Source organism: Evtepia sp. (genome assembly GCF_056797215.1).
Genome location: NZ_JBQILM010000029.1, coordinates 1 through 25,721, shown reverse-complemented (window position 1 = coordinate 25,721; position 25,721 = coordinate 1). Strand labels below are relative to the sequence as shown.

23 protein-coding genes and 1 tRNA gene are annotated in these 25,721 nt (G+C 60.5%); 6 read left to right on the top strand and 18 right to left on the bottom strand.

The features are described 5' to 3' along the window. The 12 genes from ACTOZL_RS07770 to ACTOZL_RS07715 form a co-directional block, all read right to left on the bottom strand. On the bottom strand, positions 1-467 hold a 467-nt coding region (locus ACTOZL_RS07770; RefSeq protein WP_482477703.1), incomplete at its 3' end, for a DnaJ domain-containing protein. A gap of 118 nt (positions 468-585) precedes the next feature. Next, positions 586-2,442, bottom strand: coding sequence for a molecular chaperone DnaK (gene dnaK / locus ACTOZL_RS07765; protein ID WP_482477702.1), 1,857 nt, complete (start codon positions 2,440-2,442; stop codon positions 586-588). Positions 2,443-2,532: 90 nt separating this feature from the next. Beyond that, positions 2,533-3,081, bottom strand: coding sequence for a nucleotide exchange factor GrpE (grpE, locus tag ACTOZL_RS07760; RefSeq protein ID WP_482477701.1), 549 nt, complete (start codon positions 3,079-3,081; stop codon positions 2,533-2,535). Between the two features lie 8 nt (positions 3,082-3,089). After that, positions 3,090-4,157, bottom strand: a complete 1,068-nt coding sequence (gene hrcA, locus ACTOZL_RS07755) for a heat-inducible transcriptional repressor HrcA (RefSeq protein WP_482477700.1) — start codon at positions 4,155-4,157, stop codon at positions 3,090-3,092. A gap of 316 nt (positions 4,158-4,473) precedes the next feature. Further along, the gene (locus ACTOZL_RS07750) at positions 4,474-5,793 is read right to left on the bottom strand and encodes an ATP-binding protein (protein WP_482477699.1); all 1,320 of its coding nucleotides are present in this window, start codon (positions 5,791-5,793) and stop codon (positions 4,474-4,476) included. A gap of 408 nt (positions 5,794-6,201) precedes the next feature. After that, complete coding sequence (locus ACTOZL_RS07745; RefSeq protein ID WP_482477698.1) at positions 6,202-7,266, bottom strand: branched-chain amino acid aminotransferase; 1,065 nt, start codon at positions 7,264-7,266, stop codon at positions 6,202-6,204. 123 nt (positions 7,267-7,389) lie between these two features. Beyond that, positions 7,390-9,054, bottom strand: a complete 1,665-nt coding sequence (gene ilvD / locus ACTOZL_RS07740; protein WP_482477697.1) for a dihydroxy-acid dehydratase — start codon at positions 9,052-9,054, stop codon at positions 7,390-7,392. A 73-nt stretch (positions 9,055-9,127) separates the two neighbouring features. Beyond that, positions 9,128-10,147 (bottom strand): ketol-acid reductoisomerase, encoded by a 1,020-nt coding sequence (gene ilvC, locus ACTOZL_RS07735; protein WP_482477696.1) that lies wholly within the window; start codon positions 10,145-10,147, stop codon positions 9,128-9,130. Beyond that, the gene (gene ilvN / locus ACTOZL_RS07730; protein ID WP_482477695.1) at positions 10,128-10,679 is read right to left on the bottom strand and encodes an acetolactate synthase small subunit; all 552 of its coding nucleotides are present in this window, start codon (positions 10,677-10,679) and stop codon (positions 10,128-10,130) included. Before ilvN ends, ilvC begins: the two co-directional genes overlap by 20 nt. A gap of 18 nt (positions 10,680-10,697) precedes the next feature. Beyond that, positions 10,698-12,416: a biosynthetic-type acetolactate synthase large subunit gene (gene ilvB / locus ACTOZL_RS07725; RefSeq protein ID WP_482477694.1), complete on the bottom strand. Its 1,719-nt coding sequence runs from the start codon at positions 12,414-12,416 to the stop codon at positions 10,698-10,700. Positions 12,417-12,575: 159 nt separating this feature from the next. Next, a complete protein-coding gene (locus tag ACTOZL_RS07720; protein WP_482477693.1) occupies positions 12,576-12,722 on the bottom strand; it encodes a hypothetical protein in 147 nt (48 codons plus the stop codon). A gap of 161 nt (positions 12,723-12,883) precedes the next feature. Further along, on the bottom strand, positions 12,884-13,798 hold the full coding sequence (locus ACTOZL_RS07715) for a ketopantoate reductase family protein (RefSeq protein WP_482477692.1): 915 nt from the start codon (positions 13,796-13,798) through the stop codon (positions 12,884-12,886). A gap of 409 nt (positions 13,799-14,207) precedes the next feature. Here ACTOZL_RS07715 and ACTOZL_RS07710 point away from each other — a divergent pair, with 409 nt between their 5' ends. The 3 genes from ACTOZL_RS07710 (at position 14,208) to ACTOZL_RS07700 (ending at position 17,760) form a co-directional block, all read left to right on the top strand. Then, positions 14,208-15,989 (top strand): aminopeptidase P family protein, encoded by a 1,782-nt coding sequence (locus ACTOZL_RS07710; RefSeq protein WP_482477691.1) that lies wholly within the window; start codon positions 14,208-14,210, stop codon positions 15,987-15,989. 74 nt (positions 15,990-16,063) lie between these two features. Continuing rightward, positions 16,064-16,696 (top strand): peptidoglycan recognition protein family protein, encoded by a 633-nt coding sequence (locus tag ACTOZL_RS07705; RefSeq protein ID WP_482477689.1) that lies wholly within the window; start codon positions 16,064-16,066, stop codon positions 16,694-16,696. Between the two features lie 218 nt (positions 16,697-16,914). Next, a complete protein-coding gene (locus ACTOZL_RS07700) occupies positions 16,915-17,760 on the top strand; it encodes a hypothetical protein (protein ID WP_482477688.1) in 846 nt (281 codons plus the stop codon). Between the two features lie 76 nt (positions 17,761-17,836). Here ACTOZL_RS07700 and ACTOZL_RS07695 read toward each other — a convergent pair whose 3' ends face one another. The 4 genes from ACTOZL_RS07695 to ACTOZL_RS07680 all read right to left on the bottom strand — a co-directional run bounded on the left by ACTOZL_RS07695 (position 17,837) and on the right by ACTOZL_RS07680 (position 20,675). Continuing rightward, positions 17,837-19,309, bottom strand: a complete 1,473-nt coding sequence (locus ACTOZL_RS07695) for an S-layer homology domain-containing protein (protein ID WP_482477687.1) — start codon at positions 19,307-19,309, stop codon at positions 17,837-17,839. Positions 19,310-19,428: 119 nt separating this feature from the next. Beyond that, the gene (locus ACTOZL_RS07690) at positions 19,429-19,860 is read right to left on the bottom strand and encodes a GNAT family N-acetyltransferase (protein WP_482477686.1); all 432 of its coding nucleotides are present in this window, start codon (positions 19,858-19,860) and stop codon (positions 19,429-19,431) included. A 63-nt stretch (positions 19,861-19,923) separates the two neighbouring features. Next, positions 19,924-20,202, bottom strand: a complete 279-nt coding sequence (locus ACTOZL_RS07685; RefSeq protein WP_482477685.1) for a barstar family protein — start codon at positions 20,200-20,202, stop codon at positions 19,924-19,926. Positions 20,203-20,204: 2 nt separating this feature from the next. Beyond that, positions 20,205-20,675 (bottom strand): ribonuclease domain-containing protein, encoded by a 471-nt coding sequence (locus ACTOZL_RS07680; RefSeq protein WP_482477684.1) that lies wholly within the window; start codon positions 20,673-20,675, stop codon positions 20,205-20,207. 200 nt (positions 20,676-20,875) lie between these two features. Here ACTOZL_RS07680 and ACTOZL_RS07675 point away from each other — a divergent pair, with 200 nt between their 5' ends. After that, entirely contained in the window at positions 20,876-21,841 is a 966-nt protein-coding gene (locus ACTOZL_RS07675; RefSeq protein ID WP_482477683.1) for an NAD(P)H-dependent flavin oxidoreductase, read from the top strand. Between the two features lie 196 nt (positions 21,842-22,037). Here ACTOZL_RS07675 and ACTOZL_RS07670 read toward each other — a convergent pair whose 3' ends face one another. Both ACTOZL_RS07670 and ACTOZL_RS07665 read right to left on the bottom strand, forming a co-directional pair. Then, positions 22,038-23,945, bottom strand: a complete 1,908-nt coding sequence (locus tag ACTOZL_RS07670; protein ID WP_482477682.1) for a YgiQ family radical SAM protein — start codon at positions 23,943-23,945, stop codon at positions 22,038-22,040. After that, complete coding sequence (locus ACTOZL_RS07665) at positions 23,942-25,108, bottom strand: GNAT family N-acetyltransferase (protein WP_482477681.1); 1,167 nt, start codon at positions 25,106-25,108, stop codon at positions 23,942-23,944. Before ACTOZL_RS07665 ends, ACTOZL_RS07670 begins: the two co-directional genes overlap by 4 nt. Positions 25,109-25,249: 141 nt before the next feature. Between ACTOZL_RS07665 and ACTOZL_RS07660 the strand changes: the two genes are divergently transcribed. Both ACTOZL_RS07660 and ACTOZL_RS07655 read left to right on the top strand, forming a co-directional pair. Beyond that, positions 25,250-25,405, top strand: coding sequence for a hypothetical protein (locus tag ACTOZL_RS07660; RefSeq protein ID WP_482477680.1), 156 nt, complete (start codon positions 25,250-25,252; stop codon positions 25,403-25,405). 205 nt (positions 25,406-25,610) lie between these two features. Further along, positions 25,611-25,686 (top strand) — tRNA-Ala (locus ACTOZL_RS07655). The last annotated feature ends 35 nt before the right edge of the window (positions 25,687-25,721 follow it).

The window sequence follows — 25,721 nt, the reverse complement described above, 5'->3', positions numbered from 1 at the left end:
GCGTCGCAGGCCTCCACGTGTTGGATGTTCACATCCTTCTCACAGCCGAAGGCCACCTCTTCCAGGGTCAGGGTGAGGTTGGAACGGAGGGTCTTGCCCTTAGCTGGGCCAGTGCGGCTCTGTCCGCCGCCGCCCCCGCCAAAGCCGCCAAAGCCCCCGAAGAAGGATTCAAAAATATCCCCCATGTCGAAGCCGCCAAAGCCCCCGCCGGGGCCGCCGGCACCGAAGTTGGGGTCCACCCCCGCAAAGCCAAACTGGTCGTATTTGGCCCGCTTCTCCTTGTCGGACAGGACTTCGTAGGCCTCATTGATCTCCTTGAACCGGGCCTCGGCGGCCTTGTCGCCGGGATGGAGGTCCGGGTGGTTCTCCTTGGCCAGCTTCCGGTATGCTTTTTTCAATTCCGCCTCTGTGGCATTTTTGTTCACGCCCAGGGCCTCGTAATAATCTCTTTTATTTGTATCAGCCATCGCTGCTCACCTCAAATCCATTGGCAAAGCCCACAGCCAGAGGGCTGTGGGAACGCCGGAGAGGGCCGAAGGGGGTTCTCCCCCTTCGGCTCTCCCCGCAGATATTATAAACTTGTTTTTACTGGTCGTCAACCACTGTATAGTCCGCATCTACCACATTGTCGTTGCCACCCGGTGCGGCACCGCCGGGGGCTGCACCGCCCATGTCCGGTCCCGGGTTGGGGCCAGCGCCCTGGTCGCCGCCGGCCTGCTGGTACATCTTCTCGCTGACCTTGTAGAAAGCCTGGGTCAAGCGCTCGGTAGCGGTCTTGATGGCCTCGGTGTCGGTGCCCTTCAAGGCCTCCTTCACCTTGTTGATCTCCGTTTCCAGCTCGCTGACCTCACCGGCATCCAGCTTATCCTTCATCTCTTCCAGGGCCTTTTCGCTCTGGTAGACCATCTGGTCGGCCTGGTTCCGGGTGTCAATCTCCTCCTTGCGCTTGGCGTCCTCGGCAGCGAACTGCTCCGCCTCCTTGACGGCCTTCTCCACGTCCTCCTTGGACATGTTGGTGGAGGAGGTGATGGTGATGTGCTGTTCCACGCCGGTACCCAGGTCCTTGGCGGAGACGTTCACGATGCCGTTGGCGTCGATGTCGAAGGTGACTTCGATCTGGGGCACCCCCCGGCGGGCGGGGGCGATGCCGTCCAACTGGAAGCGGCCCAAGGTCTTGTTGTACTGAGCCAGCTCCCGCTCACCCTGAAGCACGTGGACCTCCACGCTGGTCTGGTTGTCGGCAGCGGTGGTGAAAATTTGGCTCTTCTTGGCGGGGATGGTGGTGTTGCGCTCGATGAGCTTGGTGTTCATGCCACCCTGGGTCTCAATGCCCAGGGACAGGGGTGTCACGTCCAGCAGCAGCAGGCCCTTCACATCGCCCACCAGCACGCCGCCTTGCAGGGCTGCGCCCATGGCCACGCACTCGTCGGGATTGATGCCCTTGAAGCCCTCCTGGCCGGTGATCTTCTTCACCGCCTCCTGGACGGCGGGGATACGGCTGGAACCGCCCACCAGCAGGACCTTGGACAGCTCAGAGGCGCTGAGCCCGGCATCGGACATGGCCTGACGGACGGGGCCCATGGTGGCCTCCACAAGGTGAGCGGTGAGTTCGTTAAACTTCGCCCGGGTGAGGGTCAAGTCCAGGTGCTTGGGGCCGGTGGCGTCGGCGGTGATATAGGGCAGGTTGATGGCGGAGGAGGTGACGCCGGAGAGCTCGATTTTGGCCTTTTCGGCGGCCTCCTTCAGGCGCTGCATGGCCACCTTGTCGCTGGTAAGGTCCACGCCCTCGCTCTTTTTGAACTCCGCAGCCATCCAATCCATGATGCACTTGTCAAAGTCGTCGCCGCCCAGACGGTTGTTGCCGGCGGTGGCCAGGACTTCGATGACCCCGTCGCCAATCTCCAGGATGGATACGTCGAAGGTGCCGCCGCCCAGGTCATAGACCATGATCTTCTGGTCGTTCTCCTTGTCCACCCCGTAGGCCAGGGCCGCGGCGGTGGGCTCGTTGATGATACGCTTGACCTCCAAGCCGGCGATTTTCCCGGCGTCCTTGGTGGCCTGGCGCTGGGCGTCGGTGAAGTAGGCGGGGACGGTAATCACCGCCTCGGTGACGGTGCTGCCCAGGTAGCTCTCTGCGTCTGCCTTGAGCTTTTGCAGGATCATGGCGGAGATTTCCTGGGGAGTGTAGCTCTTGCTGTCGATGTTCACTTTATGGTTGGAACCCATCTCCCGCTTGATAGAGATCACGGTGCGGTCGGGGTTGGTGATGGCCTGGCGCTTGGCCACCTGACCCACCAGGCGTTCGCCGTCCTTGGAGAAAGCCACGATGGACGGGGTGGTGCGGTTGCCCTCTGCGTTGGCGATCACGACGGCCTCGCCGCCCTCCATTACAGAAACGCAGGAATTGGTGGTACCCAGGTCGATGCCGATGATTTTAGACATAACTGTTTTCCTCCTTATTTTCAAACAGTAAACCGTATGTGTTACGTTTTATATACGTTGTTGTTTTATATGATAAACTTGAGTGTATGCTCAATTTGCTACCTTAACCATAGCGTGGCGGATGATTTTATCCCCCAGCTTGAACCCGGCCTGGAATACCTCGGCCACGGTGTTTTCCCCCAGGGCTTCGTCCTCGCAGTGCATCACCGCGTTGTGGACAGCAGGGTCGAAGGGCTCTCCCTGGGCGGGGATTTCCTCTAGCCCCAGCTTTTCCAGCACGGTTTTCAGCTGGGTCATGGTCATCTGGACTCCCTTGGCATAGGCCTCGTCGGTACACTCCTGTTTCAGGGCCCGGTCCAGGTTGTCATAGACGGGGAGGATCTCCTTCACGGTGTCCGCCTTGGCGTTGGTCCAAGCGGCGTCCTTTTCCTTCTGGCTGCGCTTGCGGTAGTTGTCATACTCCGCCAGCAGGCGCAGGTATTTGTCCTCCTGCTCCCGGAGCTGCTCCTGAAGGGCTTCCTCGGGGCTTTTTTCCTCCGGTGCGGGGGCCTCGGCCTCGGGGCCGTTCTCTTGGCTGGGGCTGTCGGGGGTCTCCACGTCCGCCTGCTCCTCCAAGTTCTCCATCTCTTGCTGACTCATTGACTCGGTCAACCTCCTTCGTTCTCGTTGCCCGTCCCCCCAGGGGGCGGGATCTCGCCCTTGCCAAACATCCTGGACAGCCCTTCGGCAAAGTAGGACAGCCGGGCCGCCAGGTCTGCATAATCCATTCTCGTGGGGCCTACCACCCCAATGACGCCTTGCATCCCGCCGCCGATGTCATAGCTGGCCATCACTACGCTGGAATCCTTCAGCTCGTCGGCTACGTTCTCGGGGCCGATGAGAATGCGTACATTCTCCCCCTGGATCACCGGCAGGCTGGCGCTGTCCCCCATCTCGGCCAAGTAGTTCATCAGGGGTTCCGCCTTTTCCAGGCTCCGGTACTCCGGGTGAGCCAGGAGGTTGGGGATGCCCGCGGTGTGGACCACATTGTTTTCCAGCTCCTCCAACACCTCTATGGCGAAGGATACCACCAGCTCAATGAGCCCGTAGGCCTCTTCCCCGGCATGGCTGGCCACCTTCATCAGGGCGGGGCTGAGCTGGTCCAGGGTCAGCCCGGTGAAGGAGGTGTTGAGCAGGGTGCTGAGCAGTTGCAGCTGGGTGTCGGACACGGGGTCGCTGGGACGGAAAAGCTTATTTTTCACCACTTGGGCGTCGGTCATGAGCACGGCGATGAAGGCCTTTTCCTCTACCATCAGCAGGTCATAGCGGACGATGGCGGCCTTTTTGGTCCCCTTGGTCAGGGCGAAGGTGGGGTATTTGGTCAGTTGGGAAACGATCTTCCCCGCCTCGCTCATCACCTGGTCCATCTGGCGCATTTTCAGGTGGAGGGCTTCGTTGATCCGCTCCGTCTCCTGGATGCTCAGCCGGTGCTGCTCCATGAGCTCGTTGACATAGAGCCGGTAGCCCTTGGGGGAGGGGATACGCCCGGCGGAGGTATGGGGCTGTTCCAGATAGCCCAGGTTTTCCAGCTCAGCCATCTCGTTGCGGATGGTGGCGGAGGAAACCTTCAACCCCGCGCTCTCCACGATGGCCTTGGAGCCCACAGGCTCGGCCGTTTGGATATAGTTTTCCACCACGGCCCGCAGGATTAACTTTTTCCGCTCCGACAGTTCCATGGGGGCTCACCCTCCTTTGCCCCGAAGTTTAGCACTCATCTTCTCTGAGTGCTAACGCTACTCTAGCACTTTGCCCCAGGAATGTCAAGGGCTCGGGGACAAATCCAGGTTTATTTTTTCCGCATTTCATACTTTTCATGATTTTCAACAGAGAGTTTGCCAAATCCGGGGCTGTTTTTTCACCTTGTTGCATAGAGTGCCAAAAGCGGCTGTCCCAAAAGAGACAGCCGCTTTCCAGCGCAGCAAAAGGGATATCACCCCCCTACCACCATTTCCACTCCATTCTCTTGTAAAACCAGCGGGAAGGTTTCACCCCTCAGAAGTGCCGTTCACCCTCTAAGCTCCCCGACACATGGTTGATGAACTGTTGGGCCGTCCGCCCGGACACGCCCCCGTGGCGCAGCTCCCACTTGTTTGCCTCCGCCAGCAACGTCTCCTGGGGAATGCCCACCCCCTGCCGCTGGGCCAAGGTAAGGACGATCTCCTGGAACTGGCTGCGGTTGGGTATGGAGTAGTTGATGCGCACCCCAAAGCGGGCAGAGAGGGAGAGCTTTTCCTCCAAGGTGTCGGAGCGGTGGACCTCGTTTTGCAGCTCCATATCCCCCCGGTCCTTCCAGGTCTCCCGGATGAGGTTGCGGCGGTTGGAGGTGGCGTAGAGGAGGACGTTGTCCGGCTTGGTCTCCACCCCGCCCTCGATAACAGCCTTCAGGAACTTATACTCCACCTCGTTCTCCTCGAAGGAGAGGTCGTCGATGAAGATGATGAAGCGGTAGTTGCGGTTTTTCACCATGGCAATCACCGCCGACAGGTCCTGGAACTGGTGCTTGTACAACTCAATCATCCGCAAGCCCTGGTCGTAATACTCGTTGATGAGAGCCTTGACGCTGGAGGATTTCCCCGTCCCGGCGTCGCCGTAAAGCAGGGCGTTGTTGGCGCTGCGCCCCGCCAAGAACGCCTCGGTGTTGGCCCGGAGCTGTTGCTTCTGGCTCTCGTACCCCACCAGGTCCCGGAGCATCACCTTGTCCGTGTTGTAGATGGGGAGCAGCTCCACCCCACGGGGGCCGCTGCGGATTCGGAAGGCCTTATTCAGCCCCAGCAGCCCCACGCCATAGCGGCGGTAGTGGTCTGTAACCAAGGCGAAAAAGGCCTCCTCGTCCGGAGCCTCCGCCAGGGCGTGGCTGAGCTGGCGGACCTTTTCGCTGACATTCTTATTATACCGCCGCTCGTGCTTGGCGATGGCCTGATAGTGGCAGAGGGTGGAGAAGCAGTCGATGCCTAAGTCCTGTTCCAGGGGCGTAAAATCGTAGTGGAACAGGGCGCGGAACACAGCAAAGTCCTCCTTGGCAAAGTGGTGGACAGAGCCCACCTGCTCCCCCGCCCGCTCGGTGATAAGGCTGAAGGAGTTCTCATTGGTCATCAGTAGGAAGGTTAAGTAATTCTGCCACAGGTTTTCGTCAAAGCCGTAGTCGGTGGCCAGGTCCAACAGACGCTTCACCTGGCGGTACAGGCCCCGGATCAATTCCTGGCGGGGGTATTCCCCCTCCTTCCATGCTTGGAACAGCTCCGCCAAGCGGCGCAAGATGCTCTCCTCTTCCAACTCACCGTATAACAAGAGACGGGATACCAATTGATCCATGATTGAAACACTCCTTCTTTGTTCTTCAAGAATTGACAAATTCCGCAGTTGAATGCTATACTAGCCTTACCGGTTCGCAAGGACTGGTCAGAAGGGTATTGCCACTACGGTGGGCGGCTTAGCTATATCCTCCGAAAGGAGGTGATGCGTTTTGCCTATCTCTATCACGTTCCATATTTTTGGAGTTACCGTGAGTATACGGATAAAAGGCAGAAACCGCCACCCTGGCCGGTGACGGTTTCTATACAAACCTATAAGCACTCCTAAGGGGCTAAGCCGTAACACTGGCAGCCCTTCTGTTTTTTATTATACACTGTTTCTTCGCAGCTTGTCAAGCCGCAAACATACAGTGGAGCAAAAGCCTTACCGATGTCCTCATCGGTAAGGCTTTTGTCTGTGGTATGGGAATTACTCCACCACCACCCGCCACCCGAAGGGGTCTTCCAACCGGCCAAGCTGGATGCCAGTGACGGTGTCGTAAAGCTTCTGGCTCACAGGCCCGATTGCGCCGCCGCCGATGGTCATGACCTCGTCCTTGTAACGCAGCTTGCCCACAGGGGAGATCACCGCGGCGGTACCGCTGCCAAAGCACTCCTCCAGCTTCCCGTCCCTCTGGGCTTGGAGGAGCTCTTCCACAGAGACCTTGCGCTCCTCTACCTCCATGCCCCAGGAGCGGCACAGCTCCAACACGGAATTCCGGGTGATGCCGGGGAGGATGGAGCCGTTGAGCACGGGGGTAACGATCTTGCCGTCGATCTTGAAGAAGATATTCATGGCCCCCACTTCCTCAATGTACTTGCGCTCCACGCCGTCCAGCCACAGCACCTGGGAGTAGCCGTCGCCATGGGCCTTCACCTGGGCGGCCAGGGAGGCGGCGTAGTTGCCGCCGGTTTTGGCATAGCCCATGCCGCCCCGGACTGCCCGGACGTAATCGTCTTCAATCCAGATGCCCACTGGCTCCAAGCCGCTCTCGTAATAGGCCCCGGAGGGGGAGAGGATAATCATAAACAGGAAGGTCTCCGACACATTCACCCCCAGGAAGGGTTCCGTGGCGATGATGAAGGGGCGGATATACAGGGAGGTGCCAGGCTCCGTGGGGATCCAGTCCTGGTCCACAGCCACGATGGCCTTCACTGCCTGGACATAGTCCTCCACAGGCACCTGGGGGATACACAGACGGTCGTTGGTGTCGTTGGTGCGCTTGGCGTTCATATCCGGGCGGAAGAGGTAGTTGGTGCCGTCATCGCCCTTGTAGGCCTTCAAGCCCTCGAACATCTCCTGGCCGTAGTGGAACACCATAGCGGCGGGAGAAATGGTCAGATCGTGGTAGGGCTCAATGCGGGGATCATGCCAGCCCTTGCCCCTGGTATAGTTCATGAGGAACATGTGGTCGGTAAAAATCCGGCCAAAGCCCAACTTCCCCGTGGGCTTTGCCTTAGGGCTGGTGGTTCGTGTGACTTTGATATCCAGCATGAGAAATCATCCTTTCAACTTTTTAATACGGCCAGATGAGTTTTCGTCCACCTTTTCCAAAAGGTGGCGGAGTCCAGAGGCAGAGCCTCTGGTGGGTTTGGGCGAAGCCCAACCGAACTGTCGTCAAATGCTCAGGATCGCGCCCTTGTCCGCAGAGGACACCAGCTTAGCATACCGGGCCAGATACCCCGTCTTGATCTTCGGCTCCGGGCACACCCAGGCGGCTCTCCGCTTCTCCAACTCCTCGTCGCTGACCTCCAAGGTAATCTTGCAGTTGGGGATGTCAATGGCGATCATGTCCCCTTCCTCCACCAGGGCAATGTTGCCGCCGGCGGCAGCCTCAGGGCTCACGTGGCCGATGGCCGCCCCACGGGTGGCCCCGGAGAAGCGCCCATCGGTGATGAGGGCCACGGACTCGCCCAGGCCCATGCCGCAGATGGCAGAGGTGGGGTTGAGCATCTCCCGCATCCCGGGGCCGCCCTTGGGGCCCTCATAGCGGATGATCACCACGTCCCCGGGGTGGATAGCCTTGGCGTAGATCTGCCCAATGGCCTCGTCCTCGGAGTTGAACACCCGGGCAGGCCCCCGGTGGACCATCATCTCCGGCGCCACGGCGGACTGCTTCACCACGCAGCCGTCGGGGGCCAGGTTGCCCTTCAGTACGGCGATGCCGCCGCTCTGGGAATAGGGGTTTTCCAGGGGCCGGATGATGCTCTCGTCCCGGTTGTTGACCCCCTCTAGGTTTTCCGCCAGGGTCTTGCCGGTGCAGGTCATCAGGCTGGTGTCCAGCAGGTTCTTCTTGGTAAGCTCCTTCATGACAGCCAGCACACCCCCGGCCCGTTCCAAATCCTCCATGAAGGTGTCCCCCGCTGGGGCCAGGTGGCAGAGGTTGGGGGTCTTGGCGCTGATGGCGTTGGTGGCGTCCAAATCCAGCTCCACCCCGGCCTCATGGGCAATGGCGGGGAGGTGAAGCATGGTGTTGGTGGAGCATCCCAGGGCCATGTCCACCGTCTCCGCGTTGTGGAACGCGGCAGGGGTCATGATGTCCCGGGGCTTGATGTCCCGCTTCACCAGCTCCATAATCTGCATCCCCGCGTGCTTGGCCAGGCGCAGCCGGGCGGAGTAGGGGGCGGGGATGGTCCCGTTGCCGGGAAGGGCCATGCCGATGGCCTCCGTGAGGCAGTTCATAGAGTTGGCGGTGTACATACCGGAGCAGGAGCCGCAGCTTGGGCAGGCGTTCTCCTCATACTCCCGGACCCCCGCCTCGTCCAGGGTCCCGGCGTGGTAGGCCCCCACAGCCTCAAACATATGGCTGAGGCAGGTGCGGCGGCCGTCATTCAAGTGCCCCGCCAGCATGGGCCCACCGGAGACAAAGATGGTGGGCACATTCACCCGGGCCGCCGCCATGAGCAGGCCGGGGACGTTCTTGTCACAGTTGGGAATCATCACCAGGCCGTCGAACTGGTGGGCCATGGCCATGGCCTCGGTGGAGTCGGCGATGAGGTCCCGGGTGACCAGGGAGTATTTCATCCCCACGTGTCCCATGGCGATGCCGTCACACACAGCGATGGCAGGGAACTCCACGGGGGTACCTCCGGCGGCCCGGACTCCGGCCTTCACCGCCTCAGAGAGCTTGTCCAAATTCATATGGCCGGGGACGATCTCGTTATAGGAGCAGACCACACCGATGAGGGGCCGCTCCAACTCCTCCGCCGTGTAGCCCAAGGCGTAGAGCAGGGAGCGGTTGGGGGCGGCGGGGATACCTTTCGTTACTACATCAGAACGCATACGCGATACCTCCTGTATTTTCATGTTCTCCAAAAGCCCCGCCGCCCCCGGAGGGTGCGGCGGGGCGGGGCAATTAGTTGGATGCGGTGTCGGGGTCAGCGTCGTCGCCCCAGAGCATATTCTTGCGCAGGTCAGCGCCCACAGTCTCCATCTGGTGCTTGGCCAACAGGGCGCGCTTGGAGTTGAAGAAGGTGCGGCCGTTCTTGTTCTCGGCAATCCACTTGCCGGCAAAGGTGCCGTCCTGGATGTCGTTCAAAACCGCTTTCATATTGGCCTTGGTCTCTTCATAGGGCAGGATACGGGTACCGGAGACGTACTCGCCGTACTCTGCGGTGTCGGAGATGGAATAGTTCATCATGGCAACGCCGCCCTTGTTGATGAGGTCGATGATGAGCTTCATCTCGTGGATGCACTCGAAATAGGCGTTCTCCGGCTCGTAACCGGCCTCCACCAAGGTCTCGAAGCCCAGCTTCATCAGCTCCACCACGCCGCCGCAGAGGACAGCCTGCTCACCAAAGAGGTCGGTCTCGGTCTCATCGTGGAAGGTGGTCTCCATAATACCGGCCCGGGCGCCGCCGATACCGGCGATGTAAGCCAGGGCAATGTCATAGGCCTTGCCGGTGGCGTCCTGTTCCACGGCCACCAGGCAGGGCACACCCTTCCCCGCCACATACTGGCTGCGGACTGTGTGGCCGGGGCCCTTGGGGGCTGCCATGAACACGTCCACGTCGGCAGGGGGGGCAATCTGCTGGTAGCGGATGTTGAAGCCGTGGGCAAAGGCGATGGCCTTGCCGGCGGTGAGGTTGGGGGCGATGTCCCGGGCATACATCTCCGCCTGGGCCTCGTCGTTGATGAGGATCATAATGATATCAGCAGCCTTGGTGGCCTCTGCCACAGGCATTACGGTAAAGCCGTCTTTCTCCGCCACGGGCCAGGACTTGCCCCCCTGGCGCAGGCCGATGATCACGTCACAGCCGGAGTCCCGCAGGTTCAGGGCATGGGCGTGGCCCTGGGAGCCGTAGCCGACGATGGCGATTTTTTTGCCGTCAAGTTTGTTCAGGTCGCAGTCCTTCTCATAGTACATCTTTGCCATAGTTGAATTCTCCTTTTTCCTTGGTTTCTTCGTCAATGGTGTATTTTCCACGTTCCAGAGCGATCATGCCCGTGCGGACCAGCTCAATGATGCCAAAGCCTTCCAGCAGCTCCTGCACGGCGTCGGTCTTTTTCTCGTCGCCGATCACGGAGAGGGTCAGGGTCTCCTTGGACACGTCGATGATGGCGCCCCGGAAAATGTTGGCGATTTGGATGATCTCGTTCCTGTCCTCGCTGGACTTGGCCCGGACCTTATAGAGCACCAGCTCCCGGCGGATGGAATGGCTGGGGACCAGCAGCTTCACCGAATGGACGGGGACCATTTTGGCCAGCTGGTTGCAGATCAGCGCCGTATGGTTGTCGTTGGCGATAACCTCGATGGTCATGCGGGAAATGCTGGGGTCGTCGGTGGTGCCCACCGCCAAAGACTCCACGTTGAAGCCTTTCCGGGAGAACAGGCGGGAGATCTGGGACAACACGCCTGACTCGTTCTCCACCAGCACCGATAAGGTACGCAGTTTCACTTCTTCCATTACGCTTGCCTCCTCTCGTTAGTTCACCAGGAACTCGGTGATGTGGGTGCCGCCGTTGACCATGGGCCGCACCAGCTCACCTTCCTGGATCTGGCAGTCGATGACATAGCCCAGGCCCTGGGCCTGCTGTTCCAGGGCGGCCTGGATGGCGGTCTCCAACTCCTCCACGGTGCGCACCGTGGCCCCGTCCAGGCCGTTGGCCTGGGCCAGCTTTACGAAGTCGGGGCCCCGCTCGGTGGTGGTCTGGTAGAAGCGCCGGTCATAGGTGAGCTCTTGCCACTGGCGGACCATGCCCAGCCGGTGGTTGTTCATCACCACGGTGATAACGGGCGCCTTGTAGAACTCCTCGGTGGACAGCTCGTTGCAGTTCATACGGAAGGAGCCGTCGCCGGTGATGTGGATAACGGTCTTGTCCGGGTTGCCCAGCTTGGCCCCGATGGCGGCCCCCAGGCCAAAGCCCATGGCGCCGAAGCCGCCGGAGGTAAGGAGCTGGCCTGGGTAGTCAAAGTGGAAGTGCTGGATGGCCCACATCTGGTGCTGGCCCACATCGGTGGCCACCACCGTGTCCTGGGGGCAGATACGGGCCAGGGTGTCCAAAATCTGCTTGGGCGAGAGGATGCCAGGGGTCTCGTCGTAACGGGTCTCGGTGGGGAAGGAGAACACATAGTTCTTCCATTCCGTGTGGTCGTATTTGGGGACCTTCCGGTTCAGCAGCTCCAACACCTGGCGGGCGCTGCCGATGATGTGGTGGTCGGTCTGGATATTTTTGTTGATCTCCGCCCGGTCGATGTCAATGTGGACAATCTGGGCCTGCTTGGCAAAGGTGGCGGGCTTCAGGGCCACCCGGTCGGAGAAGCGGCAGCCCACGGCAATGAGCAAATCGCAGCCGTCGCAGGCCATGTTCGAGGCCTTGGAGCCGTGCATGCCGATCATCCCGGTGGCCAGGGGGTCCCGCCCCTCGATGCCGCCGGCCCCCATGAGGGTGATGGCTACCGGGGCGTCGATGCGCCGGGCAAACTCCCGGAACTCCTCATGGGCCCGGCTGCGGACCACGCCGCCGCCACAGATGAGCATGGGCTTCTTGGCCTGGTCGATCATCTCCACCAGCTTGTTCACGTCGTCCTGGTCGGGCTCAGGCATTTTCAGGCTAGAGGTCCGGGCCCGGCGGATCAGGGCAGCCAGGCGTCCGGAGCTGGCGTGCTTGTCCCGGGGCAGGTATTCATACTCCGCCTTCTCCGCGGTGACATTCTTGACAATGTCCACCAGCACCGGGCCGGGGCGGCCGCTGCGGGCGATGGCGAAGGCCTCCCGGACGATGTCCGCCAGGGAAGCGGCATCCCGGACCAGGTAGGTACACTTGGTGATGGGCATGGTGATCCCGGTGATGTCCACCTCCTGGAAGGCATCCTTCCCGATCAGGTTTTGGTTGACGTTACAGGTGATAAAGACCACCGGGGACGAGTCCATGTAGGCGGTGGCGATGCCTGTGGTCAGGTTGGTGGCGCCGGGGCCGGAGGTGGCCAGGCACACGCCCACCTTGCCGGTGGAGCGGGCATAGCCGTCGGCGGCGTGGGACGCCCCCTGCTCATGGGCGGTGAGCACGTGGGTGATACGGTCTCTGTACCGGTACAGCTCGTCGTAGACATTGAGGATGGTGCCGCCGGGGTAGCCGAACACCAGGTCGACCCCCTGCTCTAGCAGGCACTCCATCAGGATCTTTGCGCCGGTCATTTCCATTCTGTTTCCTCCTCTTCTTTCTGGAAAAGCTCTGTGGCTCTCTGCACGGATGGTGGGAACTGTTGGAAGCAACAAAAAAGCCCTGTGGTTTTCACGCGCCAAACGTCAAACCACAAGAGCTTTTGTCCTTGTTCCGTTCCGTTTCCGCCCCCTAAGATTTTAGGGGGTGGCTACATGGAATGCGGCCTCTTCGCTTTTGGACACGACGTTTGGCATGATCTCAGGTACTACGACGCCCAGTACGGGCAGACCCAGGATCATGCTGGTAATGACGATGCTGTTGTGTCCTGCGAAGAAGCGTTTCATAAACCTAGCCTCACTTCGCCCCCAAAGGGGGGCGGCTTTCCTTCTTTTCCAACAAGATAGCACGTTCTCCCCGCCGTGTCAATCGTTTTTTTCGCTTTTTTTGATTTTGTTGCCTTGACAGTTTTTTCACCCTGTTTTTTTGTCAAATGCCGGCCTGGTTCTTAGCAATTTGTTTCCATTTCCCGGATGATATCATAAAGTTTCTGGTTCACCGGGGCCCGCATCCCAAAGCGCTTGGCCAGGGCCAACACCGTACCGGCGAAGAGCTCCACCTCGCTTTTGCGCTTTGCCAGGCCGTCCTGGCGCATGGAGGGCATCCCCTGGGGGTTCAGGGCGTCCAGCACGGCCACATACTCCTCCATATCCTTCTGGGTCACCAATACCCCCATGCAGGCCCCCACCTTCCGGGCCTCCTGCATGGCGGCCAGCATGGTGTCCCGGACCTCCCCTGGCACCTGGGCCGCGCCGTAGTTGCACTGGTAGGCCATGCAGGCCTGGTTGACGCCCACGTTGAGCATAAACTTGCACCACATCCGGTGCTCCACGTCCGCCTCCTTTTCCACCGCCAGCCCGGCCCGTTGGAAGAGGGCCACCACCTGGTCCACCTTTTCCTCCCGGTCAAAATAGTCCTCCGCCGGACGGCCGATGTAGGTGATGCCCCGGCTTTGGCAGCGCAGACGGTTCCCCTCCCGGACGGCATCCATCCCCTGGGTAACAGTATACAGGACCTTTGCCGGGCCAAAGGCGGCGCTGAGGGTCTCCTCGCTGGACACACCGTTGAGCAGGGAGAGGATGACCGTGTCCTCCCCCACCACCGGCTCCGCCAGGGCAATGGCGTCCTCCAAGTCCGGGGATTTTACGGCAAAGATCAAAAGCTGGGCAGGGCCGTCGCTGCCGTCGGAGAAGCGGAAGTCGCAGGGCTCCCCATTGTAAAAAGCCCCCTCCCGGCGGTAGCGCTCCAAGCGTTCCCCGTCGGCCAAAAAGCGCACCTGCTCCGGTCCCAGGCACTTCACAAAGGCGTCCCCAAAGAGGATGCCCAGGGCACCCATCCCCACAAAGGTCACGTGTTCCATCATCGTCTCGTCCTCCTGCTGTCGTTTCTTTTTTCCCATTGTAGCAAGGTTCCCCCACTTGCGCAAGGGGGCTTCCCCCCTTCCCCCCGCTCCCCAGGGAATTTTCCCATCCCTCAACTGCAAAATCGTATGGTTCACACAGCCCCCGGAGAGGCAGCGGCTCTCCGGGGGCTGTGCTATACTATTCTTGTCCCTTCCTATTCCGGATAAAAATGTCCCCAGCCCCAAAGCTCCGCCCCTTTTCAAACCCTCCCCGCCGTGCTATACTGAAACAAAGGGAACAACATTCCCCTTTCTTCCCCTTTTCTTTATGATTTTTTAAGGGAAACTTTAAGGAAATAACACGAAAGATATTGTATACTTATCCTATCCCCCCTGCCGGGGCAAGGGATACAGAAAAGGAGTCCTCCCCATGCGCAAGCAACTCCAAGCCCTCCGGGCCCGGATGGCCGAACACAAACTACAAGCCTACCTCATCCCCACCGCCGACCCCCACGGCAGCGAATACGCCGGGGCTCATTTTGCCTGCCGGGAATATGTCTCCGGCTTCACCGGTTCCGCCGGGACCCTCCTGGTGTTCCCCAACTGGGCGGGGCTGTGGACCGACGGGCGTTACTTCCTCCAAGCAGAGGAACAGCTCCGGGACAGCGGCATCCGCCTGATGAAGTCCGGGGAGCCAGGGGTGCCCACGTTGGAGGCATTTTTGAAAAAAAGCCTCCAGCCGGAACAAACCCTGGGCTTTGACAGCCGCTGTGTGGACGCCCGCACCGGCCGCCGCTACCACAAGCTGGTGAAAGGCCTGGGCGCCCGCCTGAATGGCCAGTTGGACCTGGTGGGGGAAATCTGGCCGGACCGTCCCCCCCGCTCTGCCCAAGCAGTCTGGGCCCTAGAGGAGGCGTATGCCGGGATGTGCCGCCGGGACAAGCTTCAGCAAATCCGAGAGGACATGCGGGAGCAAACGACAGACATTTTCCTCTTGACCGCTTTAGAGGACATCGCCTGGCTGCTGAACCTCCGGGGCGGGGACATCCCCTCCACCCCGGTATTCCTGGCCTACCTGGCCCTGGGGCAGGAGCATTGCACCCTATTTGCCCAGACGGCGTGCTTCTCCCTGGACCTGCTGGACCAGTTGGAGGCGGATGGGGTCTACCTGCGGCCCTATGAGGAATTTTACGCCTATGCCAACCGCATCCCCGCGGAGCAGCGGGTGCTGCTGGACAGCCGCCGGGTAAACACCAAGCTCCTCACCAGCATTCCCAGCGCCGTCCAGGTGGTCGACCGGCCCAACCCCACCCTGGCCAGAAAAGCGGCCAAAACCCCCACGGAGCAGGAGAACGCCAGAAAGGCCCATCTGTCCGACGGCATCGCCCTCACCCGCTTTATGTACTGGCTCAAAACCCAGGCGGGCTCCGCCGCCCTCACCGAATGCTCCGCCGCCGCCCACTTAGAAGAACTGCGCAAGGCCGATCCCCTGTATTTACAGCCCTCCTTCGCCCCCATCCTGGCCTACGGCCCCCACGGGGCCATTGTCCACTATGAGGCCACCCAGGAGAGTGACGCGGCCATCACCAACGCAGGCTTCCTCTTGGCGGACACCGGGGGCCACTACCTCAGCGGCACCACCGACTGTACCCGCACCTATGCCTTGGGCCCCCTGACGGCAGAGCAGAAAGCCCACTACACCGCCGTCCTCCGGGGGAACCTGAACCTGGCCGCCGCCCGCTTCAAGGCCGGCTGCACCGGGCGGAACCTGGACTACCTAGCCCGTGCCCCCCTGTGGGCCATGGGCCTGGACTACAACCACGGCACCGGCCACGGTGTGGGCCACCTGCTCAGCGTCCACGAGGGCCCGCAAAGCATCCGCAGCCGCCCTTTGGAAGCCAAAGAGGCCCCTCTGGTCCCCGGCATGATTACCTCTGACGAGCCGGGGCTGTATCTGGACGGCCAATACGGCATCCGCCTGGAAAACCTGCTCCTATGTGTGGAGGCAGAAACCACAGACTTTGGCCGTTTCCTGGCCTTTGAGACCCTCACCCTCACCCCCTTTGACCTGGACGCCATTGACCCCGCCCTGCTCACCCAGGAGGAGAAGGAGCGGCTCAACACCTATCACGCCAGGGTCTATGCCGCCATCGCCCCCCACCTGCCCCCAGAGGAGGCCCAATGGCTCCAAGGCGCCACCGCGCCCCTGTAACCCCCACACCGTTTCATCCCACAAAAAATCGGGCCACCCACTCCGGCGGCCCGTCTGTATGAAGGAGGTCCACCATGCCCACTGTCACCACCAGGCCACCTCGCCGCCCTGTCCCCAAGCGCTCCGGCGGCAAGCGGGTCCAGCCCCGGACCATCCGTCCCCTGCCCATTGTCCTCATCGCCTTAATCCTGCTGGCCCTGGTGGTCTTTGCCCTGCGCCTCAACCGGGAAGTCCCCTCCTGGGTGGACGTCCAGCTGGTCCGAGTCAACGGCAGCGGCCGCCGGGGAGAGGCCATTGGCAAGGTCCACGACATCGCCATCCACTATGTCGGCAACCCCGGCACCACCGCCCAGCAGAACCGGGATTTTTACAACAACCCCGACACCCAGGTCAGCTCCCACTTCCTCATTGGCTTGGAGGGGGAAATCATCCAATGTGTCCCCCTGGACGAGAAGTCCTCCGCCACCAACGAGCGCAACCGGGACACCATCTCCATTGAGGTCTGCCACCCCGACGCCGGGGGGGTGTTCACCGACGCCAGTTACCAGTCCCTGGTAAAGCTCACCGCCTGGCTGTGCGACAACTTCCACCTCAGCCGGGACCGGGTCATCCGGCATTATGACGTCACCGGCAAGCTCTGCCCCCTGCATTTTGTGGAGGACGAGGAGGCTTGGGAACAGTTTTTGGCAGATGTAAAAGCCTACTAAACAGGAAGCCGCTGGTTGGGCTTCTCTCCCGACCTGCCCAGAACACCGGACTTAGCCATCTGATCAAGCTGGCTAAGTCCTTTTCCTTGCCCTTTCCCCTCCTGCGCCGGATGCTTCCAGCCGCCCCAGCCATTCCCATTGACTTATTCTGTCTCCTTTTTTACAATTAAGTTACATTTTTGGCCAAGAAATGATACCATAGCAAAAGGAGACTATCCATGAAGAAATTACTGTCCCTTGGGCTGGCTCTGGCCCTCTCCCTGGCCCTGGCGGCCCCTGCCGGAGCAGCCAACTGTGCCCCCCGGCCCAGTTCCAGCGCCCTGCTGGGGTCCACCGCCGCCACCCTCACCGACATTCTCAGCCGCGCCTGCGGCTCTTCCGATTACAAGGACCTGAACCAGCTGCTGGGCAACGGTGCCTGCAACACCCAGCTCAAAGTGCTGCTGCAGCTTCTCTGCAACGGCAACAAGCCCAAGCCCCCGGTCCAGCCCCCGGAGGAGCCGAAGCCGGAACCCCCCAAGCCAGAGGAACCCAAGCCGCCCCAGCCGGACACCCCGGAACCCCCTGTGGTCCCCCCGGAGCAGCCCCCCGCCAACCCGGAGCCTGACCCACCCCAGGAGCCGGATGTCCCGGTGACACCGCCCTCCTCTCAGTACACCCTGGCCAACGGCAAGCCCATCACCACAGAGAATATCCAAGCCATCCTCTACGGCTTGAAGAGCAGCTATCCCGAGGGGATGCGCTGGACCAACGCCAACGCCTATTATAGTGCCCCCCTGAACACCATGGGCTATGGCTGCGCCGCCTTTGCCTTCCGTTGCAGTGACGCGGTGTTCGGCACCCTCCCCGTCACCGGCAAGCACTCCGACTTTAGCCGGGTCCGGGTGGGGGATATCCTGCGCATCAACAACGACAGCCATTCCGTGGTGGTCTTGGAGGTGAAGGGGGACAGCGTAGTGGTCACAGAGGGCAACTTTAACAGCTCCATCCACTGGGGCCGGACCCTCACCCGCCAAAGCCTCATCAACGGCAACTTTGTAGCCACCACCCGTTATCCCGCTTGAGTTGCCCCCGTTCCATACTGACACAAAAAACGAGCGTGTCTCCCCAAGGGGAGGACACGCTCGTTTGGTATTTCTCTTATTTCAGGTTGTTCAAGCTGCGCACAGAGGTAAGCAGGGCCTGCTCTCTCGTGGCGTTGGCATAGAATGCCGCCGCCTGGGCGCTGGTGGTGTTCTTGGGGGCGAAGAGGTTGTTGCCCATGCCGTTGATGATGCCGTTCTTTGCCATGAAATACACAGCAGCGTACGCGTAGTCGGAGATATCCCCGTCATCCGCGAAGCGGTTCACGCCGCTGGTATCCAGGGGGTAGTTGGCGTCTGTCTCAATGGTGTAGTTGGGATGGGCCACCTTTTTCACCACCCGGGTGAGCATGGTCGCCATCTGCTCCCGGCTGATCAGGTCGTTGGGGCCGTAGGTATCAAAGCCAGTGCCGTTGACGATGGCGAAATTGTAAGCCTTCAGGATGTAAAGCCGCTCTGCGCAGTCGATGTCCCGGAAGGGGTTGTCCATGGCAATGATGGTGCGGTTGCCGCTCATGGCCTCATAGAGCTTCACCGCCACCGCGGCGAACTCGCCCCGGGTGATCTGGCCCTTCAGGTCCTTGCCGATGAGCACGTCAGGGATCAAGTCATTTTCCAGGGCCTCCTTCAGCTCCGGGGTAGCCCAGTCAGAGGAGCCGCTCCATGCGTCATACTCCACCACGAAGCCCACATGGGACAGGGAGAAAAAGTCCTCCTCCCCCTTGATGCTGTTGTCGTTGGGGGCGTCGTTCCACTTCATGGCCTGGCTGCCGGGGAGGGCGGGGTTGGGCAGGCGGAGGATTTGCAGGCAGTCCTCCACGCCCCTGTGGTTGTCGGGCTCATCGGTATCCCAATTGGTGTAGCCAAAGCTCTCGCCGTTGACCCAGGTGAAGTTCCCCTGATCCCGGTGGCCTCCCAGCCAGTACTGGTTCTTGTTGCCCTTGGCAATGAGCTTTTCCACAAAGGCCTGTTCCCCAGGGGAGGTAATCACCGCCAGGTAGCCGCCATGGGTCACGGCGTACTCCTGGGCCTGGGACCAGGTCATACCCTGGTCCACCCGCTCATAGCGGTGGTCCCCATAGATGCTATCCTGAACCTCCTCATAGGCGTCGTTGGGCTTCTCCGCGTAGAAGCTATAGGTGCCTGTGTGGGCGTACACCTTCCCGGAGAGGATATAGTCATGGAGGGTAAGCTGTAGGTCCACGGTGTTATAGCCGCTGGGCCGCTCAATCCACTCTGTGGCGTCAAAGAAATACTCCCCATTTTCGTAGCGCACGTCCATATAGAACTTGCCCTCCTTGGCGTTGGTGCGGTCGGGGAGGTTGTAGAAGTCAAAGAGGGCTTTTACCTGGCCGTTCTCCTGGTACACGCTCAGGGTCACACCGGTCTGCCCCTGGGCGGCATAGTAATAGCCCTCGTAAACCCCCAAAATCTCCTCCATGGGCGGTGCGGCCTGGGCAGGCACCACCAGGAGCGCCCCCAGCAGCGCCAGGCTCAGCAGCAGGGAAACCCCTCGTCTCATCATTTTCATCTCTCATTTCCTCCTGTCCGCCGCCGGCCTCTCTCCTGGCCCGGCGGCTGTTTCTTGGTTCTTACTATATAACACAGGCCCCCATGGATAGGGGGCCCTGTGATTCGTACCGTTTGCCTTTATTTGATGTAGTAGTCGAAACCATAGCAGCTCTTTTCAAAGCCGTAGATCTCATAAAAGCGGTGGGCCTGGGTCCGGGGCATTCCGGAGTCCAGCACGATAGCCTTGCAGCCCCGTGCCTTGGCCAGCTCCTTGGCGTGGTCCATGAGCTTTACGCCGTTGCCCTTGCCCCGCTCGTCCTCGTTGGAGATGATGCTAGAGACATAGCAGGTGGGGCCGCACATCCAGAAGGTGTTGAAATACGCCCCGTGGCAGAAGCCGTGGTACTCGTCCCCGTCCATGAGGAAGAAGGCAAAGCTGTCCTCATCGGCCAGGACTTTTTCATAGACCTTGCGGGTCTCCTCTTTGTCGTAGGTGTTGTAGGTCCAGAGCTTGACGATGTAGTCAAAGGCTGCGTCAAAGTCCTCCATGGTTGCTGTCTTAAATTCCATAAAATCTACCCCCTCAGTTAGAGTCTGTATCTGTAGATACTATATATCTTTTCCGCCCTTCTGTCAATCTTTTTGGGCATTTTTATCCAGAATCTCCAGGACCAGGCCCGGGTTTTCCTGGGCGGCATCCGTCAGAACCCGCAGCAAGCGCCGGCCAAAGGGGCTTTCCTCCAATGCAGCGGTATTTTCCAGGGTCAGGTGGAAGTCTCCCGCCGTTAAGCAGTCGTGGAGGGCATCCAGGTTTCGCCCCCACCAGTCCGGCAGCTCCAAGGCTGCCCCCAAAAGGGCCAGGGCTTGGGTACGCTCCGTCAGCAGCCCGCCATCCAAACGCACAACTTCCATGGTCAGGGCTCCCCATAGAGCAGGTCAAAGCTCTCGTAATGATCCTCGGTATAATAAATGAGGCCGTCGTTGGAGTACACCAGGCGCTTGGCCCCACGGGAGTCCTCCCCCACGGTATCGATGTCGCACTCGTGGTAACTGCGCCCCTTGGCCTCGGGCAAGCGCTCCTCATAGTTGCCAAAGCTGCCGCCGCCGATGGCCGTGCCCTCCCCGGCGTAGGGCTCCACACTGCCGCCGCTCCACCCCAGCTGTTGGGCCTCCTGCTTGCTGACGTAGTTGCCGGGAAGATGGCCATAGAGATGGAGATATTGGGCCACTTCCTCCTTGCTGTTGTAGCTGCCATCCTCCGTGACGCTTTGGCCGGAGGCCTGTCCCGTGACAAAGCCTACAGCACCCAGCGCCTGCTTCCCGCAGGCCGCCAGGGAAAGCAGCATCGCCAGGGCCAGGAACAGGGCCGATAGACGTTTGATCATCGCATTCACACCATTTCTATCTATAAAATCCAGTGCAGCCAAACGCCGCACTGTCTGTATGATACCTGCTTTGGGGAAGCCTGTCAACCCACAGCAAATTCCATCTTTTCCCCCACAAATCATTGACCTTTATCGGAAATCGCAGTAGGATATAAAAACCAAACCCTACAAAACCATTGAAAGGCTGGCAGACCAACACCATGAAAACTAGGATCACAGAACTCTTTGGCATTGAATACCCCATCATCCAAGGGGCCATGCAGTGGCTCTCCAAGCCCAAGCTGGCTGCCGCAGTCTCCAACGCCGGGGGGCTGGGTACCATCAATATGACCACTTATGAAAATCCCGACGACTTCCAGGCGGACATCCAACGCTTAAAGTCCCTCACCGATAAGCCCTTCTGCGTCAACCTATCCCTGCTCCCGGACACCAAGCCCGACGGCCCCATCAAGGGCTTCCTCCAAGCCATCGTGGAGGAAAAGGTCCATATCATTGAGACCGCCGGCAGCAGCCCCAAGCCCTTTATGGACACCCTGAAAGGGGCAGGCTGCGTGGTTATGCACAAGATCCCCGACTCCCGCTTTGCCCACACCGCCCAAGATGTAGGCTGCGACGCGGTGTGTATCGTGGGTTATGAGGGGGGCGGACATCCCGGCATGGCCGGGGTGGGCTCCATCGTCCAGTGGCCTCTGACCACCGAGCGCTGCACCATCCCCGTGGTGGGGGCCGGGGGGATATGCGACGGGCGGAGCATGTACGCCGCCCTGGCCATCGGCCTGGATGGGGTCATGGTGGGCACCCGCTTCCTCATGGCCCAGGAGACGGAGATCGGCCCACATCTGCGCCAGCTGGTGCTGGACTCCAAGGAAACGGACACCGTCCTCACCCAACAGAGCATCCGCAACGCCCTGCGCTCCCTGCGCACCCAGGGGGCTCTGGACATCATCGAGTTTGAAAAGAGCGGCCCCAGCTTCGACCAGCTCTACCCCATGATCCGGGGCACCGTCACCCGGGCCGCCTTTGAACAGGACAATCCCCAGGCTGCCCAGATCGCCATGGGCCAGGTCCTGGGCCGCATCCACGATGTGAAGCCCGCTGCGGAAATCATCCAGGAGATGATGTCGGAGTTCCAGCAAATGCACCAGCGGGTCAATGCCATGCTGTGAGCACAAAAGGGCCGCCACGACGGCAAGGCTCAGTGAAGTACGCCCCAGGCAAAAAGAGCCCCCCGGAGAGGACCCAACTCTCCGGGGGGTTCTTTGGGCTGTGAATCTATGGATAGTACTCACATTCCTTACATTCCTTACATTCCGAGGGTATTATGGCACACTCCCCCGGCAAATGCAAGAGGGTAGGTAAATTTTATTTCCGTCTCCCGCCCCGCCCGGTTTTCCTGGGCAGTTTTTTGTCCTGGGCGGCTGTACGCCGGGGCTCCTTGGGTTTTCCCTTGGGGGTATCCTGCCCCTTAGCCACACGCACCGGCCGCAGGAGACAGTCGGGGCCGTAGCCCACCAAATCCCCCCGTCCTGCCTTGTGGAGGGCCTCCATCACCAGCCGCCGCTTCTCCGGCCGCTTCCACTGGAGCAGGGCCCGCTGCAATTCCTTCTCGTGGGGGCTGCGGGGTACGTACACCGGCTCCATGGTCCGGGGGTCCAGGCCGGTATAGTACATGCAGGTGGAGAGGGTGCCTGGGGTGGGGTAAAAATCCTGGACTTGCTCTGGCTGGCGGCCGGTTTTGTTCAGCCACTGGGCCAGGGCAATGGCATCCGCCAGGGTACTCCCTGGATGGGAGGACATCAAATAGGGCACCAAAAATTGGTTTTTCCCGTACTTCTGATTCAGCCTCCTATACTTCTCTTGGAAGCGCTCATAGGCCCCGATGTGGGGCTTGCCCATGGCGTCCAGCACGTGGCCCACGCAATGTTCCGGGGCCACCTTCAGCTGGCCGCTGATGTGGTGCTTCACCAGGTCTGCGAAAAATTCCCCATTGGGGTCTTTGAGCAGGTAGTCAAAGCGGATGCCGGAGCGGATGAAAACCTTTTTCACCCCCGGGATGGCCCGGAGCTTGCGCAAAAGCTGTAGGTAATCCCGGTGGTCGGCGTCCAGGTTTGGGCAAGGGCTTGGGGCCAAGCAATCCCGTTTTTTACACAGGCCGTGGGTGCGCTGTTGCTTGCAGGAGGGCCGGCGGAAGTTGGCCGTAGGCCCTCCTACGTCGTGGATATAGCCCTTAAAATCTGGCTCCTGGGTCAGGGCTGTCACCTCTCGAAGGACACTCTCATGGCTGCGGGAGGTCACCATCCGCCCCTGGTGGAAGGCCAGGGAGCAAAACTTACAGGCCCCAAAGCAGCCCCGGTTGTGGATGACAGAAAAGCGCACCTCCTCAATGGCAGGCACGCCCCCCTGGCCGTCATACACCGGATGGGGCCGCCGCTGGTAGGGCAGCTCCGCCACGGCGTCCAGCTCTTGGGTGTTCAGGGGCATGGCCGGGGGATTGACAATGAGATATTGTTCCCCGTGGGGCTGGATCACCGCCCGGCCCCGGATGGGATCGTGCTCGTCGTACTCCACCAGGTTTGCTTGAGCATAGGCTTTTTTGTTGGAAGCCACCACCTCATAAGGGGCCACCTGAACCGCAGGGAAGCCACAGGTGTCGGGGCTTTGGGCGGCGAAACAGGTTCCCCGTACCCCAGTGATCTCCCCCACCGGGATCCCCTTGGCCAGGAGGGACGCAATCTCCCTGGTGGCCCGCTCCCCCATGCCGTAGGTGAGCAGGTCCGCCTGGGCGTCAAAGAGGATGGCGCGGCGGACCTTGTCCTCCCAGTAATCATAGTGGGCAAAGCGGCGCAGGGAGGCCTCCAAGCCACCGATAATAATAGGGATATCCCCGTACACCTCCCGCACTCGATTGGCGTAGACAATGGTAGCACGGTCTGGCCGGAGGCCCGCCCGGTTGCCAGGGGAGTAGGCGTCGTCGTGGCGGCGCTTTTTGGCGGCGGTGTAATGGGCCACCATGGAGTCGATATTCCCCCCGTTGAGGAATACCCCATAACGGGGCCGGCCTAAGGCGGTGAACGCCTCCGGGTCCTTCCAGTTGGGCTGAGCCAGGATGGCCACGCGGTAGCCCTCCGCCTCCAACAGGCGGCTGATGATGGCGGTGCCAAAGGAGGGGTGATCCACATAGGCGTCCCCGGTGATGAGGAGGAAGTCGTAATAATACCAGCCCCGCTGGTGCATCTCCTCTCGGGAGATGGGCAGAAATTCCCCCTTCACGACGCGTCCCCCGGCTGGCGGTAGCCAATGTATTTTTCCATGGTATACAGGGTCCCATAGGCCCCTGGAGTGCTGCCGGTGCGGTGGAAGCCGTATTTTTCATAAAAGGCCAGGGCGGGGCCGTTGGCCTGGGAACAGACCAGTTCCAGGGACTCCCGGCCTAGGGGACGGTAGATACTCACCGCCTTACCGATGAGCTGCACCCCGCAGTGCTTCCGACGCAGGGCAGGAGTCAGGTACAGGAACGATATGTAGCCCTTTTTCTCCCCACTGGCGCGCTCCGGGTCCAGTTGCAGCAAGCCCACCGGTTCCTTCCGGTCCATGGCAATGGCCAGGCTCTTGGGATGCTTCTTCGCCACCCTCTGTGCCTCCTCTAGGAAGCCCTTGCCGTCGTAACGGTCCAGTTGACCGTAGAGGTTCCGCCAGGCCTCCTCCCGGCAGCTTTGGTAAAAGGCCCAGTCCTGCCTGCTCTCTGGCTGGGTGAACCAGAGGTTTACATCTCTCTCCTTGGGCTCCTTCTTCCACCAGTGCTGAAGGGCCAGGGTGGAGAGCTCTGGCGGCAGGTGGGAGTTGTCGTTCATATACACGATATGTGCCTGACCGTCCTCCACCTCTAGGCAGGCCACAGCGGTGTTGTCGCTGTGGCCCATTTTCCCAACGTCCTCCGGAGGGACTCCTGTGAGCTCCGCCAGGGTGTTGCGGATGAAGGTCCCGTGGGCAAAGACCGCCACGGTCTGGTCCGGGTGATGGGCCGCAATATCCAGGATGGCCCTGGCTCCCCGGGCCCGGACTTCCAGAAGGGTCTCCCCGCCCGGGGCGCAAAACGCCGGGGAGCTGGCTAGGAAGAGGCGCATCCGCTCCCGGTCACTGCGGTCCACCCCGGCAAAGCTCCGGTCCTCCCACTCCCCCATGCTCAGCTCCCGAAGATCAGACCGGGTGTGGAGGGGCAAGCCCTTGGGCACAGTGATGGACCGGGCTGTGGTCATGGTGCGGAAGAGGTCGCTGGAATACACCACGTCAATGGGGACATCGGCAAAGCGCTTCTCCAAGGCCGCGATCTGCCGGTAGCCATTGTCGGTGATGAGGCTGTCGTATTGGCCGTGGATGCGGCGGTAAAGGTTCCCCTCCGCTTCCGCGTGACGGATCAAATAAAGTGTGGTCATGCTCTCTCCTCCGATTGATATGTCATGTTCAGTAACATTATTATATATGTTCCCGCAAATTTTAGCAACGAATTTTCCGTCAAAGAGGGACACACTAAGCCTGTCTCAATGAGACAAATTCACGGAAAGGAGGCCGCTTCTATGTGCTGTGACAGATTTTGTGCTGGGCTCTTCGTGGGCATGGCCGCCGGCACGGTGGTGGGAATCCGCATGAAGGCCAACGAGCGCAAGCTCCGCCGGACCATCAACCGCACCGCCCGGAACGTGGAAAATATCTTCGATAGTATGGGCCGGTAAGGGTTTCGATATTTTCTGAAAAAAATTTGGATTTTCCCTTGACAAACGCGCTCCCATCTGATAATATATGTCTTGCCTCAAGGGTGAGGCGCAACAGCGATGGGGGTATAGCTCAGCTGGGAGCCCGGTACAATCGGTTACCCACCCCTGTTGATGTTTCGTAAGGTAAAATCAAAAACTTAAAAATCTTACGCCTCATATACATGGGGGTATAGCTCAGCTGGGAGAGCGCTTGAATGGCATTCAAGAGGTCAGCGGTTCGATCCCGCTTATCTCCACCAATGAGGCGTAAGTCGAAAATCCGTTTCCGAAAGGA

What these genes read in the sequence shown, in the direction of transcription:
- dnaK (WP_482477702.1), bottom strand. Translation starts at nt 2,442, where the DNA reads ATGTCTAAAATCATCGGCATCGACCTGGGTACCACCAATTCCTGCGTT.
- grpE (WP_482477701.1), bottom strand. Translation starts at nt 3,081, where the DNA reads ATGAGTCAGCAAGAGATGGAGAACTTGGAGGAGCAGGCGGACGTGGAG.
- hrcA (WP_482477700.1), bottom strand. Translation starts at nt 4,157, where the DNA reads ATGGAACTGTCGGAGCGGAAAAAGTTAATCCTGCGGGCCGTGGTGGAA.
- ACTOZL_RS07750 (WP_482477699.1), bottom strand. Translation starts at nt 5,793, where the DNA reads ATGGATCAATTGGTATCCCGTCTCTTGTTATACGGTGAGTTGGAAGAG.
- ACTOZL_RS07745 (WP_482477698.1), bottom strand. Translation starts at nt 7,266, where the DNA reads ATGCTGGATATCAAAGTCACACGAACCACCAGCCCTAAGGCAAAGCCC.
- ilvD (WP_482477697.1), bottom strand. Translation starts at nt 9,054, where the DNA reads ATGCGTTCTGATGTAGTAACGAAAGGTATCCCCGCCGCCCCCAACCGC.
- ilvC (WP_482477696.1), bottom strand. Translation starts at nt 10,147, where the DNA reads ATGGCAAAGATGTACTATGAGAAGGACTGCGACCTGAACAAACTTGAC.
- ilvN (WP_482477695.1), bottom strand. Translation starts at nt 10,679, where the DNA reads ATGGAAGAAGTGAAACTGCGTACCTTATCGGTGCTGGTGGAGAACGAG.
- ilvB (WP_482477694.1), bottom strand. Translation starts at nt 12,416, where the DNA reads ATGGAAATGACCGGCGCAAAGATCCTGATGGAGTGCCTGCTAGAGCAG.
- ACTOZL_RS07720 (WP_482477693.1), bottom strand. Translation starts at nt 12,722, where the DNA reads ATGAAACGCTTCTTCGCAGGACACAACAGCATCGTCATTACCAGCATG.
- ACTOZL_RS07715 (WP_482477692.1), bottom strand. Translation starts at nt 13,798, where the DNA reads ATGATGGAACACGTGACCTTTGTGGGGATGGGTGCCCTGGGCATCCTC.
- ACTOZL_RS07710 (WP_482477691.1), top strand. Translation starts at nt 14,208, where the DNA reads ATGCGCAAGCAACTCCAAGCCCTCCGGGCCCGGATGGCCGAACACAAA.
- ACTOZL_RS07705 (WP_482477689.1), top strand. Translation starts at nt 16,064, where the DNA reads ATGCCCACTGTCACCACCAGGCCACCTCGCCGCCCTGTCCCCAAGCGC.
- ACTOZL_RS07700 (WP_482477688.1), top strand. Translation starts at nt 16,915, where the DNA reads ATGAAGAAATTACTGTCCCTTGGGCTGGCTCTGGCCCTCTCCCTGGCC.
- ACTOZL_RS07695 (WP_482477687.1), bottom strand. Translation starts at nt 19,309, where the DNA reads ATGAAAATGATGAGACGAGGGGTTTCCCTGCTGCTGAGCCTGGCGCTG.
- ACTOZL_RS07690 (WP_482477686.1), bottom strand. Translation starts at nt 19,860, where the DNA reads ATGGAATTTAAGACAGCAACCATGGAGGACTTTGACGCAGCCTTTGAC.
- ACTOZL_RS07685 (WP_482477685.1), bottom strand. Translation starts at nt 20,202, where the DNA reads ATGGAAGTTGTGCGTTTGGATGGCGGGCTGCTGACGGAGCGTACCCAA.
- ACTOZL_RS07680 (WP_482477684.1), bottom strand. Translation starts at nt 20,675, where the DNA reads ATGATCAAACGTCTATCGGCCCTGTTCCTGGCCCTGGCGATGCTGCTT.
- ACTOZL_RS07675 (WP_482477683.1), top strand. Translation starts at nt 20,876, where the DNA reads ATGAAAACTAGGATCACAGAACTCTTTGGCATTGAATACCCCATCATC.
- ACTOZL_RS07665 (WP_482477681.1), bottom strand. Translation starts at nt 25,108, where the DNA reads ATGACCACACTTTATTTGATCCGTCACGCGGAAGCGGAGGGGAACCTT.
- ACTOZL_RS07660 (WP_482477680.1), top strand. Translation starts at nt 25,250, where the DNA reads ATGTGCTGTGACAGATTTTGTGCTGGGCTCTTCGTGGGCATGGCCGCC.